The 20,014-nt window shown below is 65.8% G+C and carries 11 protein-coding genes; 2 read left to right on the top strand and 9 right to left on the bottom strand.

Annotation, left to right across the window (positions count from 1 at the left end):
* Positions 1–36: 36 nt before the first annotated feature.
* From ACYVL5_RS13365 to ACYVL5_RS13340, 6 genes are all read right to left on the bottom strand, one after another.
* Positions 37–717 carry a response regulator gene (locus ACYVL5_RS13365; protein WP_460596073.1) on the bottom strand — a complete coding sequence of 227 codons (681 nt, stop codon included), beginning with the start codon at positions 715–717 and terminating at the stop codon, positions 37–39.
* 269 nt (positions 718–986) lie between these two features.
* On the bottom strand, positions 987–1,343 hold the full coding sequence (locus ACYVL5_RS13360; RefSeq protein ID WP_460596072.1) for a hypothetical protein: 357 nt from the start codon (positions 1,341–1,343) through the stop codon (positions 987–989).
* A 171-nt stretch (positions 1,344–1,514) separates the two neighbouring features.
* On the bottom strand, positions 1,515–2,972 hold the full coding sequence (locus ACYVL5_RS13355) for an SLC13 family permease (RefSeq protein WP_460596071.1): 1,458 nt from the start codon (positions 2,970–2,972) through the stop codon (positions 1,515–1,517).
* A gap of 42 nt (positions 2,973–3,014) precedes the next feature.
* Positions 3,015–3,788: a beta/alpha barrel domain-containing protein gene (locus ACYVL5_RS13350; RefSeq protein ID WP_460596070.1), complete on the bottom strand. Its 774-nt coding sequence runs from the start codon at positions 3,786–3,788 to the stop codon at positions 3,015–3,017.
* 280 nt (positions 3,789–4,068) lie between these two features.
* Complete coding sequence (locus ACYVL5_RS13345; protein WP_460596069.1) at positions 4,069–7,782, bottom strand: AAA family ATPase; 3,714 nt, start codon at positions 7,780–7,782, stop codon at positions 4,069–4,071.
* Positions 7,779–9,026: an exonuclease SbcCD subunit D C-terminal domain-containing protein gene (locus ACYVL5_RS13340; protein WP_460596068.1), complete on the bottom strand. Its 1,248-nt coding sequence runs from the start codon at positions 9,024–9,026 to the stop codon at positions 7,779–7,781. The genes ACYVL5_RS13345 and ACYVL5_RS13340 overlap by 4 nt, the downstream gene beginning before the upstream one ends.
* Before the next feature lie 194 nt (positions 9,027–9,220).
* Here ACYVL5_RS13340 and ACYVL5_RS13335 point away from each other — a divergent pair, with 194 nt between their 5' ends.
* The gene (locus ACYVL5_RS13335; protein ID WP_460596067.1) at positions 9,221–10,471 is read left to right on the top strand and encodes an OmpA family protein; all 1,251 of its coding nucleotides are present in this window, start codon (positions 9,221–9,223) and stop codon (positions 10,469–10,471) included.
* 77 nt (positions 10,472–10,548) lie between these two features.
* Positions 10,549–11,076: a DUF3332 domain-containing protein gene (locus ACYVL5_RS13330; RefSeq protein ID WP_460596066.1), complete on the top strand. Its 528-nt coding sequence runs from the start codon at positions 10,549–10,551 to the stop codon at positions 11,074–11,076.
* Between the two features lie 192 nt (positions 11,077–11,268).
* On the opposite strand, the gene recD is transcribed toward ACYVL5_RS13330, so the two are convergent.
* Genes recD through recC form a run of 3 tightly spaced genes read right to left on the bottom strand, consistent with a single transcriptional unit; the run spans position 11,269 to position 19,960 of the window.
* Positions 11,269–13,074, bottom strand: a complete 1,806-nt coding sequence (gene recD, locus ACYVL5_RS13325; protein WP_460596065.1) for an exodeoxyribonuclease V subunit alpha family protein — start codon at positions 13,072–13,074, stop codon at positions 11,269–11,271.
* Positions 13,075–13,078: 4 nt separating this feature from the next.
* Positions 13,079–16,690: an exodeoxyribonuclease V subunit beta gene (recB, locus tag ACYVL5_RS13320; protein ID WP_460596064.1), complete on the bottom strand. Its 3,612-nt coding sequence runs from the start codon at positions 16,688–16,690 to the stop codon at positions 13,079–13,081.
* 42 nt (positions 16,691–16,732) lie between these two features.
* Positions 16,733–19,960 (bottom strand): exodeoxyribonuclease V subunit gamma, encoded by a 3,228-nt coding sequence (gene recC / locus ACYVL5_RS13315; protein ID WP_460596063.1) that lies wholly within the window; start codon positions 19,958–19,960, stop codon positions 16,733–16,735.
* Between the last annotated feature and the right edge of the window lie 54 nt (positions 19,961–20,014).

Below are 20,014 nucleotides of genomic sequence, written 5' to 3'. Positions count from 1 at the left end.
CAATTCATAGCACTCTCGTCGGCGCAAGGCAAGGAGTCAGGCCGCTTCCATCTTGTAGCCGAAGCCGCGCACGGTCTTTATGAGCTCTCCGGCGTCCCCCATCTTGGTCCGCAAGCGGGTGATGTGGGTGTCGACGGTGCGGGTATCCTCCACGTAGTTGTACCCCCAGACGTCGCGCAGGAGCTGCTCGCGGCTTTGCACCCGCCCAAGCCGCAGGGCCAGGGTGTGGAGGAGCTTGAACTCGGTGCTGGTGAAGGGGATCTCGGCACCGGCGATGACCACCCGGTGGCGGATCGGGTCTATCGACAGCGCCCCCACGGACAGCACCGAATCGTTCTCCACCTTCGACTTGCAGCGCCGCAGCACCGCCTTGACCCGCAGCACGAGCTCCCTGGTGGAGAACGGCTTCACGACGTAGTCGTCAGCCCCCACCTCGAGCCCCACCACCCTGTCGATCTCCTCCCCCTTGGCGGTCAGCATGATGACCGGGATCGAACAGGTCCTCTCGCCCATCTTCAGGAGTTTGCAGACTTCGGTCCCCGGCAGGCGGGGGAGCATCAGGTCCAGAAGGATCAGGTCGGGGAGGCTGCGGCCGGCCTCCTCGACCCCTTGGGCGCCATCGGAGGCGATCAGGGTCCGGTACCCCTCCTGCTGGAGATTGAAGGCCACCAGCTCGGCCAGGTCCCGCTCGTCTTCAATAATCAAGATTGTGTCCATTACTACCTCAACTGCGGAATTGGGATGATCATCTTCCTACAGGAGGTTTGTGGAGAGTTTGTTACAGCCGGGTGAATTGTTCGCCAAGAGCGCCTACTATCCCCTTCCCCGGGGTGGCCGAAGGCCCTCCCACTATTACCCTCGCCCCTTCGGGGGAGAGGGTGGCCGAAGGCCGGGTGAGGGAGGGTTTCCGCCGGGTGCGTACCACAGGCAAAAAAAAACGCCCCCTTGGTAAAAGGGGGCGTTTTTTTTCGACTGGTAAAGGGAGCTTACTTCAGCAGGCTCGGGTCGATGAGGCAGGTGCCTTTCACGCGGTACCTGGTGTAACCGAACAGGAAGCTGAAGAACTCGTGCTCGAGCACGCCGTCGACCAGGGCAACGCAGCCCGGAACGCGCTGAATAGCGTTGTCCATGGCTTCTTTGGCGTTCGGAATGCCGATCGGGAAGATGATAATCGGCTTGGTGTCGGTCCCTTCGATCCTGTTGATGTCCCTCTTGAACTGAGCCGCGTTGGAAAGATCGACGTTCTTCGAGGAAATGATGGTGAAATCGGTGATCCTCTGAGTGCAACCAGTCATGCTGGTTGCGAACATTGCCAGCGCTGCGAGCCAAACAAGCTTCTTCATACCGCCCTCCCACAAATTAATAAGAATTTATTATACTGCCCGCGTTCAAAAACTGTAATTTGTTTACAATAACAACGCTGTTTTGTCAACAATGAAGAAAGAAATAAACAAATATTTCTGAAGCTTTGAGAGTGTAGTGACCAAGAACAAACTGACTTTGACTGTATCTGGTCAAGGTTTCAGGCCGATCAGCGGCCAAACAAACAGTACCGATGCCATGAATAGCAGCCAGGAAATTGCCATGACCACGGCACCGGCCACCATTATGTCGCGTCCCTTCAGGAAACCTGAGGCGTAGGCAATGGCGGTAGCCGGGGTTCCCATCGGAAGGCAGTAGGCAAGGCCGGCGGGGAGCGCGATGGAGAGGGTCATCACCTTGGGGTCCATCCCGGTGCTTTTGCAGATCCCCATCCCCACCGGCATGAGGATGGCCACCACCGCGGCGTGGCTGATGCACTCGGTGAGCGCGATGGCCACCAGCGAGATGACGGCGATCACCGCCAGGGGGTGGCCGAAGAAACTCCCCATCCCCTTTTTGACCAGCCAGAGGGCGGCGCCGCTCTTCTCGAGCGCGGAGGCGAGCGCGATGGTCCCGCCGTACATGAGGATGATCCCCCAGTTGACGTACTCCTCGATCGTTTGCCAGCTGATCACCTTGAAAGTGAAGAGAGCGGCCGCTCCCAGGATGGCGATGGCGGCGAGCCCGGTCTTCTCCCCGAGGAGGATCCAGCAGATAACGGTGGCCACCATGACCGCCGCGGTCACTATCTCGTTGTAGCCGATCTTCCCGGTTTCCAGCCGCTTCTGGTTGAGAAACTTCCTTCCCACCTCGACGTCGTCGATATCGACCGGGAAGAAACGGATCAGGAGCAGGAAGGCGACCACCATGAGGGGGAGGACGATCAGGCAGGCGGCGCCGGTCCATTCCAGGAAGCCGAAGTGAAGGCCGGTGGCCTCCTTGAGAAGGCCGGCGGCCAAGGGCGCCCGCGCGCCGCCCAGGAAGGTGGCAATCCCGCCGATGATGCATCCCCAGGCGAGCGACATGAACAAAAGCCTTCCGTAGCTGCTCCTCCCCTTCTCCAGCCCGAGCGCGGTGGTGATCTCCGAGACCACCGGGAAGAGCATGGCGGCCACCGCGTGCTCGCTCATGATGAAGGAGAGGAGTGCGGAAAGGAGAAATACAGTGATCGCCAGGCTGGTGGGCGTGCGGCCGAAGCGGGCGAGTATGGCGCGGGCCAGGCGGGCCGAGATCCCGGTTCCGGTCATGGCGGCGGCCAGGATGAAGGCGCCGAGGATGAAGAAGACCGCCTCGTTGCCGAACATCGCGTAGGTCTTCTTGGCGTCCATGATCCCGAGGATCGGGAGCATCACCATGGAAAGAAGCGCGGTGACGGCAATGGGGAGCAGTCCCGATATCCAGAAGAAGACCGTCCCTCCGAAGAGGACCAGCGACCGGTACCCTTCGGGGGAGAGCCCCTCGGGAGGGGACAGCCGCAGGAAGAAGGCCACCAACAGGGCGGCGGCCGCCATGACCTGGTAGCGGGCCGTGCGGTCGATGAGTATGAGCCACATCGGCCGGTTGTCGATCTTTAGGGGCTTGTCGAAGAGCTGCTCGTCGGGAAGAGACATTGCCGGCGATCCTCCTTTAGGTGGGGGTGGTGCGGGGACCGCTTAGAGCCCTGAGGAAGAGAAGGAGGCCTCTACCTCTTTCACCCTCAGCACCCGGCGCAGGTCGGAGGTGGCCAAAAGCCGCCGGCCGTCGATCAGGTCGATGAAGCCGCGCAGCGCCCCGGGCGACGGGGAAGGGACGAACGGCGTGGTGAGATAGATCAAGGGGAGGAGCGGTTTAAGGGTGACCTTGCGGTGCCGCCACCCTCCCTCCAGCGTTTCGAACAGCAATGCCAGGGTGTCCAGGGTGTCCCCCGGGACGCGCCCGGCACCGGGAGCAATGCGGACCAGGGGGACGATGCCGTCGTCCAGGAGGCTCTCTATGGCCTCGATGGAACGGGAAACGCTCTCGTTGCCTGCCGGGAGGGAGGAAACCGTCGACCAGCGGGGGAAGACGGTACGGGCATGGGCAAGGGACGGGGAATTTTCCTCGGGGGCGCCGAATTCCACGATGTCCACCCCGGCGGCATAGGCCCGCTCGATAAAGGAGGCCGGCGCGGCGTAGTCGAAGCGGGCCATCAGGTGGACGTGGAAATTCTTCTTGATGGTGCGGGCGAGCGCCTCCCCGGCCGCGAAATTTTCCTCGGGACCGAAGGTCAGGAGAAAGAGGGAGGCGTTGGACTGGTAATGGCTGTCGTAAAGGCTTTCCAGCGTCGGGCGCTCAGGAAGGTTTCCCCCGACGAAGAAGACATTGTCAACGCGGCGCAGCTCATCTGCCGAAGAGAGAGCCGGCGGGTCATTGATAAGTTTCTTGAGCTTCTTCAGATTGAGATTCATGGCGCATCTACCCTTTCAGACAAACCACCGCGTCCGGGTGTAGAAGCACCATACCGAAACAAACCTTTTCAGTCAACAAAAATCAACCAACATTCTCTACCAATTGAATTGGGTAATATCTCCCTTCTGTTTCCTCCGCCCGGCCTCGTCCGGTTAAGGTGTGCAATGGCTGAATTACCCTTTGTGCAGGCTAACTCTCTCCAGAAAATCTCCCTCACCCTAACCCTCTCCCGGGGGGAGAGGGGATGTCGGATGGGTGAGGAGAGGGAAGGTTCGAATCTTACCTCACCCTAACCCGGCTCCTCCCGCCGCCGACCGGGACCAACTCGATGCGGGCGCCGATCCGCTCGGCGAGACCGGGGACGTGGGAGATGATGCCGACCTTTCTGCCGGAAGCCTGCAGCGAGTCCAGGGTGGCGAGCGCCACCTCCAGGGTGTCCTGGTCCAGCGACCCGAACCCCTCGTCGATGAAGAGCGATTCCACCGTGGTGGAGGCGGACGAGAGCGAGGAGAGCCCGAGCGCGAGGGCGAGGGAGACCAGGAAACTCTCCCCGCCGGAAAGGCTGTTCACGCTCCGGATCTCGTCCCCCATGTCGCGGTCGACGATCTGCAGCTCCATCTCGGAGGAGGGAACCCGGGTCACCGCATAGCGGGGGGCCAGGGAGGCGAGGTGCTCGTTGGCGTACCCGAGCAGGATCTCGAGGGTGAGGCTCTGGGCGTAGGTGCGGAACTTCTTGCCGTCGGCGGATCCGATCACCTCGGAGATCCCCCGCCAGAGGTCGCACCGGCGCGCCTGGACGTCGATACGCGGAAGGAGCTCCGCCGACCTGGCGCGGGCCGCGTCATCGAGCTCCAGACGGTGGCGGATCTCGAAGAGCCGCTGGTCGAGCGCCGTCTTCTCCCGGGCGGCAGCCTCCCGTTGCGCGGGGACCTCGTCCGAGGCCAGGTCCGGTGCCGTACTCTCCTCGTGGAGACGGAGCGAACGCTCCCGCTCCTCGACCACGGTGCGGGCCGTGTGAGCCTCTTTCTCCAGCCGCATGAGACGCTCCCGCTGCTCGGCGATCCAGCTGTGGTCATGGCCAAGCCTTTGGCGCAGGATCTCCTCGCCGAGCCCCTGCCTGGCCAGCTCGGCCTCGAGCTGCGACCTCGATGCCATGACGGCCTGCTCCGCCTGCTTTTGCTGTTCCTTGAGGGTGGCGAGCGCCTGCTCGGCACCGGCGACCTCCCGCTCACGGCGTCCCGCCTCGTCACGGGCCGCCGTGAGCGCGGCTTGAGCGTTACGCTGACGCCCCCCCAGCTCCCGCTCCACTTCATCGACGGGGCGCCCTTCGAAGCAGCTTCGCCGCTCGGCCCTCACCTGTTCGAAGGCGGCGCGGTGGAGCCTGCTGTTTTCGAGCTTCTGGGCCTCGTCGCGCCGTAACCCCTCCAGGCGTCCCCGCGCCCCTTCCAGGCGCGGATCGAGGAGGGCCAAGGCCTCCTTGGCGGAATCGCGCCGGGCGCTCCACTGGTTCCACTCGTCCACCACGGCGGCGCAGCGGGTCACGAACTCCTGCGGATCCCTGGCGAGCTTCGCCTCCCAGCTCTCCCGTCCGGCAAAGGGCTCGGCGAGGACGGCCAGGATCTCGGAGATCTCCTTCTCGGTGCGGGCGAGGTCCCGGTCGGCCCCCTTTCTGCGTTCCGCGGTCTCCGCCAGCGACTTCTCGACTTTCCCTTTCGCCTCGGCGGCCTTCTCACGGGCGGATACCGCCGCGTCGCAGCGCTCCCGGCAGCTCCGCGCCCCCCGGATGGTTTCCTGAAGGGCCCGCTCACGGGCGAGGAGCTCGGTCAGCTGATCCTCCACCTGCGCCTTTTCCGCGGCAAGGATCCCCTCAGACTCGGGGGCCGCCGGGGTGGCGGGGAGTTCGAGGTCGGAGAGGGACGGGATCTCCCCTTGCCAGCGGGACTCATGCCCGGAGAGGGTTTCGGCCAGCGATTGCGCGCGGGCCGCCAGTTCCCGGGCTCGGCCGCCCAGCTGCGCCTCGCGCTCCCGCCCGGCCCCCTCCGCCTTGGCGAGCGCCGCGACGGTCTCCCGCAGCTCGGCGACGCGCCGCTCCTGGCTGTCCAGCAGGGCCGCCACCGGCGACGCGGCCGCCCAGGGGTGGTCGAGGGAGCCGCAGAGGGGGCAGGCCTCGCCGTCACGGAGCTCCGCCCGCCGGTCCTCCAGCGTGGCCGCCGCCCGCGCACCTTTCAGGGCCCGCTCCGCCTCGTCGAGGGCCGCCTGCCGCTTCTCCCGCTCGGCCTGGTCCCGTTGCCAATTCCGGCCCGCCTCGGCCTCCTCTTCCCTCGCCTGCCGGGCCTCGTCAGCCACCCTCCCCTGCTCGGCCAGGGAGGCGAGCGCTTCGCGGTTGAGCTGCGAGAGGAGGGTCAAGGCGTCCCGCCGCCGGTCCAGCTCCTGGCGCCGGGCGGTGAGATGGGCCGGATCGATCTGGGAGGCGGCCCGCTCCGCCTCCTCCATCGCCAGCCTCGCGGTGGACTCGGTCTCCAGCGCCTCGGCCAGGCCGGCCGCCGCGGCCTCGACCGCACCGGTCAGGCGTTCCTCCTCGTCGAGCAGGGAGTGGCGCCGGTCGGAGGCTTCCCCCCGGGCGGCGCTCACCGCGACGTAGCGCTGCAGCTCCTGCTGCCAGCGGTTCCACTCGGCGGCCAAGGGCGCCACCGGCCGGTAATGCTCAAGCTTCCCGTTGGCGAGTTCGAGCTCACCGGCGAGCTTCTCCCGCTCCTCCCCAAGCTGGGCGACTTCCCTGTCGGTCTCGGCGGCTGCGGTGGCGGCCTCTTCGTGTTCGCGCCGCGAGCTCTCCGCCAGGGTGGCCGCCTGGGCCAGCCGGGTGTCGAGCTCGATGGCCCGGGCCACCAGCGGCCTCGCCGCGACGATCTCCCGATCGACGGCCTGATGACGTTCCTCGGCGGCGGCCAGTTCGGCGCGACCGGCCTGAAGAGTCTCGGCCAGCCGGGTCAGTTTCCCCTGCTGCTCCTCCACGTTGCGGGCCGCGTCGGCGGCACGCCCCGCGGCGCCGTCGCACTCCTGGACCATGGGTCGAAGCGGCTGGGCCCGCTCGATGTCGGCCAGCTCCCGGCGTTGCTCCTCCCCGGCCAGGTACCCGCGGTCGGCGTCCTCCTTGGCGCTCCGGGCGAGTTCAACCGCCTCGGAAAGGGCCAGGCGGCGCTGGTACCACCCGTCCGCCTTCTCGATATCCTCCATCCTGCGCAAGACGGCCTCGAGGCCGGCGGTCACCGTCCGAAGCCCCTCCTCGGCGGCCTCCCGCTCCTCCCCGGTCAAAAGCGCGATCTCGTTCTTCTGGCGGTCGAGATCGGAGAGGAGCTGCTCCTCCTCCCGCATCCGGCGGAAGGCGGCCATGGAGATCTTCCCGTAGATCTGGGTCCCGGTCACCCGTTCGAGGAGATCGGAGCGCTCCCGTTCCCCGGCCTTCAGGAAGGCGGCGAAATCCCCCTGGGCGAGGAGCACCGAGCGGCAGAACTGCTCGTAGTTGAGACCGACCAGTTCCTGGATCCGCTCGAGCGTCTCGCTCTTGGTGCGTCCCAGCTGCTGATCGCTCACCGCGTTGCGAAGCTCGACGGTCTGGTCCTGGAAGCGCCCGGTGGCCGATTCGCGGGCCTTTCTCACGGACCAGCGCGCGCGGTAGGCGACGCCGTCCTTGCCGACGAAGACGACCTCGGCGAAGCCCGATCCCGCCCCCCGGCGCAACAGCGAGCGGACGTCGTTACTGGGGAGGCGGTCCTCCTCCCCTTCCCTGCCGATCACCGCCCCGCCCTTCTCGCTCAGCCGCGGGGTCTTGTCGAAAAGCGCCACGCAGATGGCGTCGAGGATGGTGCTCTTCCCGGCACCGGTGGGGCCGGTAATGGCGAAGAGACCGGCGCGCCCGATCGGCCCTTCGGCGAGGTCCATGTGGAACTCCTCCAGGCTGGCCAGATTTTTCCCCCGTACCGACAGTATCCTCATCCCCGCTCCTCCTGGCCGACCTGCTCGATGATCTCGTGGAAAGCCTCCAGTACCTCGGCGGAGGGGTCCTGTCCACAGAAGCTCTGGTAGCGGCGGATAAAGACCTCCTCGGCGGTCAGGTCATGGAGCCCCTGGCCGGATGCCACCCCGGCCAACGAAGTGCCGGTACCGCCGTAGGTGGGGGTTATCTTCATGAGCCTGGCCCGCTTACCCTCCAGCGCCTCGGCCACCCGCGCCCGCAGCCCCGGCTCCGGCTTATCGAGCTGGACCGATACCTCCAGGTAGGGAAGCGCACCCTCTTCGCCGGGAGCGCGGTCGGGAAGGGCCGCCAGCCGCTCCAAGAGCTCCTCGATGGAGAGCGCTCCCCGCTCGGGTATCCGCAGCATGTCGACCGTGCGCGGTACGGCGATCTCCCTGACCGAGGAGCAGATTTCCCCCTCCAGCTCGACGAGGCAGACCTGGCTCGGGTAGCGGGCCTCGGAGAGGGAAAGGGGGACCGGGCTTCCGCTGTAGCGGACATGTTTGCGGCCGCCGACCGCCTGGGGATAGTGCAAATGGCCGAGGGCCACGTAGGCGACGTCGCCGTCGAAGATGTCCACCGGGAGGGCGTGCTGGTTCCCCCCCAGGATCTTCCTCTCGCTCAGTTCGGAGAGGACCCCGCCGGTCATGTAGCAGTGCCCGGTGGCGAGCAGCGCCTCCCCTTTCCCGCACCGCTTGCGCGCCTCGACGAGCACCTCGGCATAGGCGCGCCGCACCCCTTCCACCAGGGGATCCACCCCCTCTTCGGCGACCGGCGCGAGGTCGGCCGGGCGCAGGAAGGGAACCGCCGCCACCCGTGCGCCGACCGAGCCGTCCGCCCGGTGCAGGGGTACGATCAGGCGGTCCCAGTCCGGCTCCCCCTGCGGACCGGTGGGGAAGCCACCCACCACGCGGACGCCGAAGGCCCGAAAGAGCGGTTCGGGAGCGTCCAGCCGCGCCGCCGAGTCGTGGTTGCCGCCGATGACCAGCACGTCCAGCGTCGGGAAGAGGCGCCGCGCCCGGGCCATGAAACCGTACCAGAGGGCCTGGGCCTGCGAGGAGGGATTGGCGGTGTCGAAGATGTCCCCGCAGACCACCAGGGCGTCCACCGCCTCGTCCCCGATCAACTGGAGGAGCCAGTCGAGGAAGGCCTGGTGCTCTTCGTCGCGCGGAACGTCGTGGAGTGTGTGGCCGAGATGCCAATCGGAGGTATGGATCAATCTCATAGCAAAAGGACCTTTTCTATTTCGGTGACTGCCATCTGACAACGAAAAAAATCACTCTGTTAATACGGAGGGATTGCAAATGAAGATTAGTTTGGTATAAATGAGTAAAATATTTGGGTAACGACAATATTAACGTAAACCAACACGTTCACTGTAATTCGTGGGAAACCACACCTATCAAAAAGGAGGATGGAATGGACCAAAGGACCGCTGTTACTCGAGTTGTACTTTCCGCCTTGCTGGTTTCGTCCGGTATGATCGCTGGGTGCGCCAACTACGAGGTGAACACCCATCGCGGGAGCATTCCCGGGCACTACATCCGCTACGAGATGCAGGAGGCCGACCGCGCCGTCGAGTCGGCACGGGCCGCGGGCAAGGACAAGCAGTGCCCCGAGCAATTCAAGGCGGCGGAAAACGCCAAGAACCATGCCTACGACGTCTACCGGGCCTGCTTTACCGAGGAGGGCGCCCAACTGGCCAAGGAGGCGACCGCCAAGGCCAATGCCCTTTGTCCCGCGGTCCCCAGACCGGTATACCCGGTGCCGAGCGACACCCTGACCCTCACACCGTCGACGGTGACCAAGGGGCAGTCCGCCACCCTCTCCTGGTCGTCGAAGGATGCCACCAACTGCGAGATCCAGCCGGGCATCGGACCGGTACCGACCTCCGGCTCCATGCAGGTCACCCCGGACGACGGCACGGTCTACACCCTGACCTGCACCGGGGAAGGCGGGACCGCCAAGGACACCGCCCGCGCCAACGTCCAACTGCCGGCGCCGGTACCGGCCCCCGTCCCGGTTCCTCCCAAGCCGAAGGCGCTCCTTCCCAGCAACAACCTGGCGGTCCAGCCTCAGGCGGTCATGAAGGGACAGAGCGCCACCCTGATGTGGAGCTCGCGTAACGCCTCCGACTGCGCGATCGACCAAGGGATCGGCGCAGTCAACCTGCAGGGGAGCATGCCGATCACCCCGGCAGAGGACACCTCCTACACCCTGACCTGCAACGGCCCCGGAGGCTCGGTGACCAGCGCCGCCCGGGTGGCGGTGACCACCCCTCCGCCGGTCGAGCCGCCGCCCATGGCCGCCCCGGTCGTCGATCTCTGCAAGCCGACCGTCCTCGACGTCCACTTCGACACCAACAAGTGGGACATCAAGCCGGAGTACAACACCGCCCTTCTGAGCGTCGCCGAATTCCTCAAGCGGTATCCGGCCGCTACCGGCACCATCGAAGGCCACACCGACAGCGTCGGCAACCAGGCCGCCAACATGAACCTCTCCCAGAAGCGGGCGGACAGCATCAGGAAATACCTGATCGACAAGTTCGGCGTCGCCCCCGACCGGGTCAAGGCGGTCGGTTACGGTCCCAAAAAACCGATCGCGAGCAACAAAACCGCGGCGGGAAGGGCGAAGAACCGCCGGATCGAGGCCAATTTCTCTTGCAATTAATGAAGAGGATGGCCATTTGAGCCGTGTTGGGTAAACTTTGCATAAGAGATGTTATTTCCACAACCAGGAGGAAGCACATGAAGAGGATGATTTCCCTGACGCTGGCTCTTGCGATCGCCATGACGTCGCTGCAAGGGTGCTACGGCAAATTCGCGCTGACCCGCAAGGTATACCAGGTGAACGGAGAGGTCCAGGACAAGTTCCTTCGCAGCCTGGTGACCTGGGTATTCATCATCGTCCCGGTCTACGGCGTCTCGGCCCTTGCCGACTTCGTCGTGTTCAACACCATCGAGTTCTGGAGCGGCAAGAACCCGGTCGCCGAAGGTGAGAAGGAGTTCCAGTATACCGACAAGGCGGACACCTACCACGTCAAGGCAACCAAGCATGGCGACCAGGTCTCCTACCTGATCGACCACTACCGCAGCGGCAGTCACCTTGACACCATGACCATCAACTGGAACGCGAAGAGCGGGCAGTCCCAGGCCACCCTCGACCAGCACGGCAAGATCACCGACTTCCTCGCCTTCGTGGAAAAAGGCGGGGTCCGTGTCCAGAGCGGCACCGGCATGGCCGCCAACGAGGCAACCGACACCTTCTACCGTTAAGCGCGGGAGGCGTCAGCCAGACCAACAGGGGCCGGTCCAAAGGACCGGCCCTTTTTTTATTTCTTCGCCCCTTACAACCTCCCTCACCCCTGCCCCTCTCCCGGAGGGCGAGGGGATATTGGTTTCTGCCCCTTGAATAGTCCGTCCCCTCCCCCCGGGAGAGGGTGGCCGGAGGCCGGGCGAGGGAAGCTTTTAGAGCCATAACGCCTTCCTGAGCCCCGACATCCGCTCCACCCGGCGGGATACCCCTTCCAGGAAGACCTCCTTCTCTCCCCAGATGGCCACCTCGCTCCGCGCGCGGGTGATGCCGGTGTAGATGAGCTCGCGGGTGAGGGTCTCGCTCTCGTGGCCGGGGAGGAGCATCAGCACCGACTCGAATTCAGATCCCTGGCTCTTGTGGACGGTCATGGCGAAGACCGTCTCGTGCTCGGGAAGCCGCGCCGGGGAGACCTTCCGCACCCCTCCGTCGGGGGCGGGGAAATAGACCCGCGGCGACCCGTCGGAGTCGGGGTCCGGCAGCGCGATGCCGATGTCGCCGTTGAAGAGCTTGAGGTTGTAGTCGTTCACGGTGATCATCACCGGGCGCCCCCGGTACCAGCGGACACTCCGGTCAATCAGCCCCCTTTCGGCCAGGATCTCCTCGACGATCTCGTTGACCCCGGCCACGCCGACCGGACCGCGCCGGAGGGTGCAGAGCACGCGGAAACGGTCGAAGAGCCGCAGCGCCTCCTCGGGAGTGGTGGCGGCGAGATACGGCGCGTACCCCTCCTCGACCTTGGCGGCCAGTGCCTTCTTCAGACGCTCGGGCGCCGGCATGTCCTGCCACCCCACTTGGGCGGAGCTCCCGCCGGTCAGGATCTCCAGGGCCCGCATCCCCTCGCCGCCGTTGACCGCCCTGGCGGCGGCCCCGATGCCGCTGTCGGCGCCGAAGCGGTAGTTCCTCTTGAGCACCACCAGGGAGTCGGCGAGCGGGATGTTTCCATCGGCCGGGGAGACCGGCAGCTCCTCGCCGGAGACCTCCCTGACGAAGGAGGAGAACCCCTCCGAGAACGGCTCGGTCCTCCCGCCGCCGCAGATGTCCCCCAGCACCGCGCCCGCCTCCACCGAGGCCAGCTGGTCGCGGTCGCCGAGCAGGATCAGGCGGGTGGCCGGGCGAAGCGCGATGGCGAGCCTCGCCATGAGCGGCATGGCCACCATGGAGGCCTCGTCCACGATCACCACGTCGTGCGGGAGCGGGTTGTCGGCGTCGTGCCGGAAACGGAGCGAGCCGCCGCGCACTCCCAAAAGGCGATGGATGGTGGTGACGTCTTCCGGGATGAGCTTCCTCATCTCGGCGGAGCAGTCGAGCCGCTCCTTCATCCCGCGGATGGAGTCCTTCAGGCGGGCCGCCGCCTTCCCGGTGGGAGCGGTCAGGGCGATGCGGAGATGTCCCCCCTTGGCCTGCTCGAGGAGAAGCGCCAGGATCTTGATGACCGTCGAGGTCTTGCCGGTACCCGGCCCGCCGGAAACCACGGTCAACGGTTTCCAGAGGGCGGCCAGAGCGGCGACCTTCTGCCAGTCGGTCTCTCCCGTTTGCGCCGGACCGAAGAGACGCTCCACCCCCGCCCTGAGAAGCGGGAGGTCGAGCTCCCCCGGAGTGGGAGCGGCGCGGTGCAGGAGCACCCGCACCAGGTCCCGCTCGTAGCGCCAGTAGCGGTAGAGGTAGAGCCGGTCGTCGTCCAGGACCAGCGGACGGAAGTCGCCGGCATCGGTCACGCAGGGGTTTTTCAAAAGGGCCGCCTTGATCTCCTCCAGCGGCGGAAGGGAGACCGGGGCGGCGTCCACCTCGATGGTGGTCCCGGCGATATCCGCGAGATCGAGGCAGACGTTGCCTCCCACCACGGCGTTACTGACCAGCGAGGAGGCCAGGGAAAAGAGCGGCGAGGAGATCCCTCCCTGGCGTTGCAGGAAGTCGGCGAAGTGCCGGTCGGTCGGGTTCAGTTGAAAGGAGATGGTCATAGGGTCACCCTCCCGCCTGGATCAGGCAGCCGGTCAGCTCGTCGATCATGGCGGCCGGAGGAAGGTCGCGGAAGACGCCGTAGCGCTCGCCGTGCTCCTTGCTGGCCCCGCGCAGGAAGATGTAGAAGACCCCGCCGAAATGGGTGTCGTAGCGGTAGCCGGGGACCCGCAGTGACAGGTAGCGGTTGAGGGCCACCGTGTAGAGGAGATACTGCAGGGTGTACATCCGCTGGGCCATCGCCCCCTGCAGCGCGTCGCGTCCGTAATCCTCGATCCGGTACCCCAGGTGGTTGGACTTCCAGTCGACCAGGTAGTAGCGCCCCCCGTGCTCGAAGACCATGTCCATGAACCCCTTGACCATCCCCTTCACCGGCCGGAAACGAAGCGACTGGCAGAGATGGAGGAGGTCGGCGCACCCTTCGGCCCCGCTCCATTTCTTGAAGAATTCCCTGAGGGTGGCGGAGGTAACGAAGCGCAGGGGGAAGAAAAATTCCAGCTCGGTGAGCCAGCACCCCGGCCGGAGGTCGGCGAGGGTGAAGAGGGCGTCGGGACCGGAGAGCGGAGTGGAAACCACCTGGTCCACCATCTCGCGGATGCAGGGAGCCCATTCCGCGTCGATGTTGTGCCCCTCCAGGCAGGCGCCGACCAGGCCGGCGGCCTTGTCTCCGCTGCAGCCGGCGAAGTCGAGCTTCTCGAAGATCTCGTGCAGGAAGATACCGGCGCCCGCCCCGCGTGGGAAGGTGAAGATGTTCTTCTGGTGCCCCTCGGGACGGACGGAGAGCGGGGCGCCGGTCGGGTCGTCCCCCACCGTCTGGTCGCGTTCGGGGAGCTCCAGCGGCGCCTGGTCGTGGGCGGCCAGCGAGGTGAAGCTGGAGATCTTCCACTCGCGGTCGATGGAGCGCTCGAACGGCCGGCAGCGATAGACGGGGTCGGTTTCCCGGTCGGGAAGATACCCCTCCGCGACCTCCCCTTCCGGAAGGGGGGCGAGGGCGATGGTCCCCTCGTCCTTGGCGGCCAGTTCGGCGAGTTGATCGAGAACGTCGGCGGCGGAAAGTTTCTTCACCTCGGCGGCCAGGGGACCCACCGGTTCCTCGGCGCTCCTCGTGTCGGCTGAGGCGTGGAAGAGATAGGATAAGGGCGACGTTTCCGGCCGGTTCTTGGCCGCTCCCGAGATCTTTCCGCCCACCAGGTAGCAGCGGTACTTGGCGCGGGTCAGGGCGACGTAGAGAAGACGGAGGTCCTCCGCCAGCGACTCCTTGAGGGCGGTGGCCAGCCGGGCTGCGCGCTTCGAGGAGCCGAAATCCTTGGTGAGGCGGTAGCCGTCGTGGTAGGAGATCACCTCGTCCGGCTCCCTGAGACCTCCCCAGTGGTAGGGGCAGAAGACGATCGGGTACTCGAGCCCCTTGCTGACGTGGATGGTGAGGATCTTGACCGCCTTCTCGTCGGTCTCCAGGCGGATCTGGTATTCCTCGTGGCGGTCCTTGGCGCTGATCCTCTCGCCGAGCCAGGTGACCAGCCCCTCGGCGCCAAGCCCCCGCTCCTGCGCCGCCTTATGGAGGATCTCGAAGCAGTGCAGGATGTTGGTGAGCGAGCGCTCCCCGTCCGGGCGGGCGAGCAGGCGGCCGCGCACCCCTTCCGAGGCCATCAGGGCGCGCGCCATCACCATGAACCCCTTTTCCAACCAGAGCTGATGGTACTCCCTGAATTTCTCCAGCCACGCCTCCCAGGCGGGCTCGTCCTCGAGGAGCTCGTGGATGTCGTCGCCGGTGAGCCCGAGGAGATCGGTGACCAGGGCGGCGCGGAGCTTCGACTCGTTTCCGGGGGCGGCCACCGCGTTGAGGACGGTGCAGACTTCCAGCGCCTCGCGGGTGGTGAAGATGCTCTTGTCGCTGCGGACGACACTCGGGATGCCGAGCCTGCGGAGTGCCTCCTGGACCTCAGCGCCCTGGTCGTGCTTGCGGACGATGACCGCGACATGCTCCGGCAGGACCGGCTGGCCGTCGATGGCGAGCTCCCCTTTGCGTCCGGCCGCGAGCAGGCGGGCGACCTCGGCGGCCACCGCACCGGGGATCCGCTGCCCCGCCAGGGTGACGCTCGCCTCCTTGCCGTTGCCGTCCACCGGGATATGCCAGATCCGAAGCGGCGCCTCCTCCCCTGCCGGTACGGTAAGGGCCGCACCCTGGTCGGCCTTCCCGGCCTGGGCGGGATGGAAATGGATCTTGTCGAAGATGAAGGGATTGTCCCCGCCCTGGTAGACCAGGTTGAAGGCGTCCAGGAGGCGGGGCGCCGAACGCCAGTTGCGGGTGAGGGTGAAGCGGCGGCCGTCCTCGACGTTTCGCGAGGCCTCGAGATAGGCGAAGATGTCGGCGCCGCGGAACGAGTAGATGGCCTGCTTCGGGTCGCCGATCAGGAACAGGGGGAGCCCGGAGGCCCCATAGATCCTGCGGAAGATGTCGAACTGGACCGGGTCGGTGTCCTGGAACTCGTCGATGAGCGCGGCGCAGTAGCGATTGCGGAGGCTTTCCGCCAGTTCCTCGCCGCGGCCGCCGTGGAGGCCGTCGTAGAGCGAGGTCAAGAGGTCGTCGAAGCAGCGGACGTTTCGCTGCCGCTTGAGCTCGGGGAGCCTTTCCCTGGCGAAGGCGAGGAGCTCGGCCCGCAGGGCGAGGAAGCGCTCGGAGACCGCCGACTGGAGCCGGTCGCAGACGATGAAGAAGGGGTCCTCAGGTGGGAGCGACTTTCCCTTGGTCCCTTTGGCGATCCCCTGGGAGGTGAACTTGGTGAAGTTGCCGAAAAGGTCGTAGGGATCGCTGCCGGCGGCGAACTGGTCCATTCCCTCCATGAGGGCGGGGAGCAGGTCGCCCTTGTAGGCGTCCTGGGCGCGGGAAAGCGCCTTGCTGTTCTCGAGGAGTTCGCGGACCTCCTCGCGGCGCCCTTGCCACATCTCCTTCACCTCGGAAAAGGCGGTGAGCACGCCGGCCTCGAGCCGGTCGATGCCGGCGGGGTCGAGCTCGGGAAGGATGGTGAGCTTGGGGTCGCCCAAAAGCCCCTTGAGGAACTCCATGAAGTAATCGGGGGTAAGCCCTTTGCGGAGCGCGTACCCGAGAAGCGGCGCGGGTTCGGCGAAGAAGCGCTGCCGCCAGAAGTCGTCGACCACCTCACGCAAAAGTTCCCGCTGGTCGGTGAGAAGTTCGGTGTCGTAGAGCGAGCCGCTCTCGAAGGCGTTGTCCTGGAGGGCGCGGAGGCAGAAGCCGTGGATGGTTAAGATGGAGGCCTGGTCGAAGGACTTGAGGGCGCGGTCGAGGCGGTCGCGGGCAACGGCGGTGTCGGGGCCTTTCCCGTTGGCGTTTTCGAGGAGCCCCCGGAGGAAATCGTCGTCGATCCGCCCCCCTTCGAAGAGCTCGAGGGTTTCGCGGATGCGGGCGCGGATGCGGCCGCGAAGCTCCTCGGTGGCCGCCTCGGTATAGGTCACCACGAGGATCTTCTCCGGGGTCAGGTCGAGTTCCACCAAAAGGCGCAGGTAGAGGCAGGCAATCGCGTAGGTCTTGCCGGTCCCTGCGCTGGCCTCGATGAGGTTGGTCCCCGCCAGCTCGACGTGTAGGTGATCGAGTTCCTTCATGTGCTTAGTTCCTTCTCCCCTCGCCCCTTTTAAAAAGCTCCCTCACCCGGCCTTCGGCCACCCTCTCCCCTGAAGGGGCGAGGGTATTTCCCGGTGCGCGATCAGCGGGTCGAGGAGTTGACGGGAGCAGCTCTCGAAGTCGCAGTTCAAGGGGGCGTCCTCCCGGCCGAAACAGAGCTGGAAGTGGCGGTCCTCCCGCTCTCCCTCGTAGTTGTAGCTGCTCTCCCACTTCTTCAGCGCCTTCGACAGGTCCCAGCCGGTGGATACGTACTCCAGCGAAGAGGCCGGGAAGAACCGAAGCGGCACCTTGAGCCCCTGCCAGTAACACTCGAGTAGCCCTTCCAGCATCTCCCGGGCGCAGGCTACCGGCTTGAAGCGGACCGCCCCATCCTTCATCACCAGCACGCTCTCCCGCGGATAGCCGTCGGGGGCGAAGGCGTTCAGGACGAGGTGCTCGATCCAGCAGGAGATCTCGTCCTTGGCCTTCATCTTCGCGCAGCGGTAACTCACCTTGCAGGAGGGCCAGATACCGTCCAGCTGGCCGCTGAAGACGAAGGCCCCCAGGAACTCCTCGAACCGCACCGGCTCCAGCTGCGCCTCTCCGTCGATGAAGGTCTCGATGGTGGCCGCCAGTTCGTCCACCTCGGCCACCGATTTGGCGAGCACCAGCTCACCGTGGCGGGCCGGCGGGAGCATCCCCCGTCCCCTGGTGGCGGCGATAAGCGGCTCCAGCTCGCCACCGGAAAGCCGGCGGGCCAGGAGCTGCTGCTTGATGCCGTAGGCGTCGAGATGGTCCACCGCGAAGGCCTCCCGCTCTTCCAGGGGAACCGCGAGCTCCTCCAGCCTGATCCCGAGCCGGCTCTCCAAAAGGAAACGGGAGGGGTTCCCGAAGAAGCTGATCAGCTGCTTCAGGGTCACGTTACGCATCTCTTCGGGGGGCTCTTTCAGCCCGGCCGAGATGAAGTGGGAAGGGGGCGCCGTCTGTCCGGCGGCTTCCTTCAGTGCGTCGCAGTTCTCCCCGGAATAACTGAAGAGTCCGGAGCCGGGAAGGAAATAGCTCTTGCTGAAGGCTTGGAGACGGTGCCGGATAACCAGCCTGTCCTCGACGCTCCCCGCCGGGGCGGTGAACCCCTTGGCGACGGCATCGATCAATTCGCTCACGAGGACCGAGGGAGGGATGGGGCTGTTGTCCTTTATGCTCTGGCCGACGTAGCTCAGGTAAAAGTGGTCCCGGGCCGACATCAGGCACTCGAGGAAGAGGTAGCGGTCCTCGTCGCGCACGGAGCGGTCCCCCTTGCGCGGGTTGCGGGCGATGAGGTCGAAGCCGGGAGGACGGCTCTGGCGCGGGAAGGCTTTGTCCCCCATGCCGATGAGCGCCACCACCCGGAAGGGGATGCTCCGCATCGGGAGCATCGCGCAGAAGGTCACCGACCCGGTCAGAAAGCCGGCCCCCTGCTCTTCCTCGCCCAGGCGGGAGGTGAGCCAGGAGCGGATGACCGCGAGCTCGACCGGTCCGGAGAACCCCGCCTTTTCGGCGCAGTCGTCGAGGGATTTGACCACCTTGGTGATGGCGTTCAGCTCGTGGGCCAGATCGTCCCCCGCCTCGACGAAGTCGGCCAGCACCTGGTTCAGGTCCCGGCGCCAGTCGGACAGCGTCCGGGGGGCGGCGAGGGTGCGGGAAAGGTCGAGAACGTGGCGCAGAAATTCGGCGAACTTCCCGAGGGTCCGGGCGCTGTTACCCTCGATCTCCCCGTAGGGAATGATACCGTTGAAGAGGAGGTCTTCCTGTTCGGGCATGGCGTAGCCAAGGAGGAGCCGGTCCAGTCCCGCGCTCCATGAGTTGTCCCGGTAGGCGGGAAGCCCGAGGCTCGAGCGGTGCTCTTCATCGATCCCCCAGCGGATCCGGGTCTCCTCGATCCAGCCGCGCACGAGCTCCAGCTCCTGGAGATCGATGCCGAAACGGCTCCGTACCGGGGGGCATTCCAGCAGGTCGAAGACCGCCGTGGCGGTCAACCGGCTCCCCGCCAGGGCCAACAGCTTCAACAGCACCGAGGCCACCGCCCCTTCGCTCGCCAGGCTCCGGTCGGCGATGGAGAACGGGATCTTCTTGGCCGGGTCGCTCCCGCCGTCGAAGACCATGGAGACGTAGGGTGCGTAACTCTCGATATCGGGGGTCATGACCACGATGTCGCGGCACTCGAGGGTGGGATCGGAGGCCAAAAGGTCGAGGAGGTTATCGTGCAGCACCTCGATCTCGCGCAAAGGGCTGTGGCAGGAGTGGATCTGCAGGGAGCGGTCCTCGGGCGCGATGACCCGCTTCTCCTCCAGCCCCGCCCCCTTCAGGTTCAGGATATCCGACTGGACGGCGGACAAGAGGCTCCCGTCGCCGGGGTCAAGGTAGAGGTCGGTCTCGGAAACGACGGCGCTGCCACTGTCGATGACCATGTTGGAGAAGTCGCGGGCCAGCTTGCCGAGCGAGGCGAGAAGCGGGTTCCCCTCGGTAAAGTACTCCTGCTCGTCGGGAGCAAGCCGCGCCTTTTCCCGGGGAGAGACGATATCGCCCCAGTACTCGCGGCACGGGCTCAACAGGAAGAGGTTGACGCAGGTATGCCGGGAGGCCTCGGCCAGGATGTCGAGGTGGTACTTGGGAAGGTAGGAGACGCCGAAGACCGTGATCCGCTCGGGGAGCGCGGGGTCCCCGGGGCTCGCCTCCTGGAGGAGCCGGGAGAACTCGTACTTGAGCCTGCCGCGGTGCTGGCCGCCGCCGAAACGGGAGAGTTCCCGCCAGAGGATCTCCTGCCAGTCGCCGCCCCTCCCCTCCTCCCACTGAAGGAGCATCTCGGGGCGGAAGAAGGTGTACTGGTCGAAGGTGTCGGCGACCCGGGAGGCCAGCTGGAAGCGCTTGAGGCCGTCGCGGTCGTCGGAGAGGTAGTGGCGAAGCGGAGCGAACTCGTCCCGGGGAAGGAGCGCCGGAAGCATCTCGACGATCTTCCAGGTCATGATCGGCGCCGAGAAAAAGGAGGCGTCGCCGATGCCCGGGAGGGTCCGGGAGAAGAGCTGCCAGGCCATCTTGTTGGGGAACGGGTACTCGCAGTTGGCCCAGATCCCGAGCTGGCGGGCAAGCTCCATGGCGATCCAGCGCTGCATCCCTTTTCTCTGCACCACCAAAAGCTCCGGCGTGAACGGCGAGGCCAGGGGCTCGCGCAGAACCTCGGCCAGGGCCTTCACCAGGTTCTCCAACCGGTTGCTGGTGTAGATATTGAGGGACATGACGGGATCCTTTGAGTCGTTCTTTCTTTGTTACAGGGTAGCGGAAGGTGGCGA

The sequence above is a fragment of the Geomonas sp. Red276 genome, assembly GCF_054784495.1.
The sequence above is the reverse complement of the archived record's forward strand: the minus strand, read 5'-3'. Positions and strand labels throughout refer to the sequence as shown.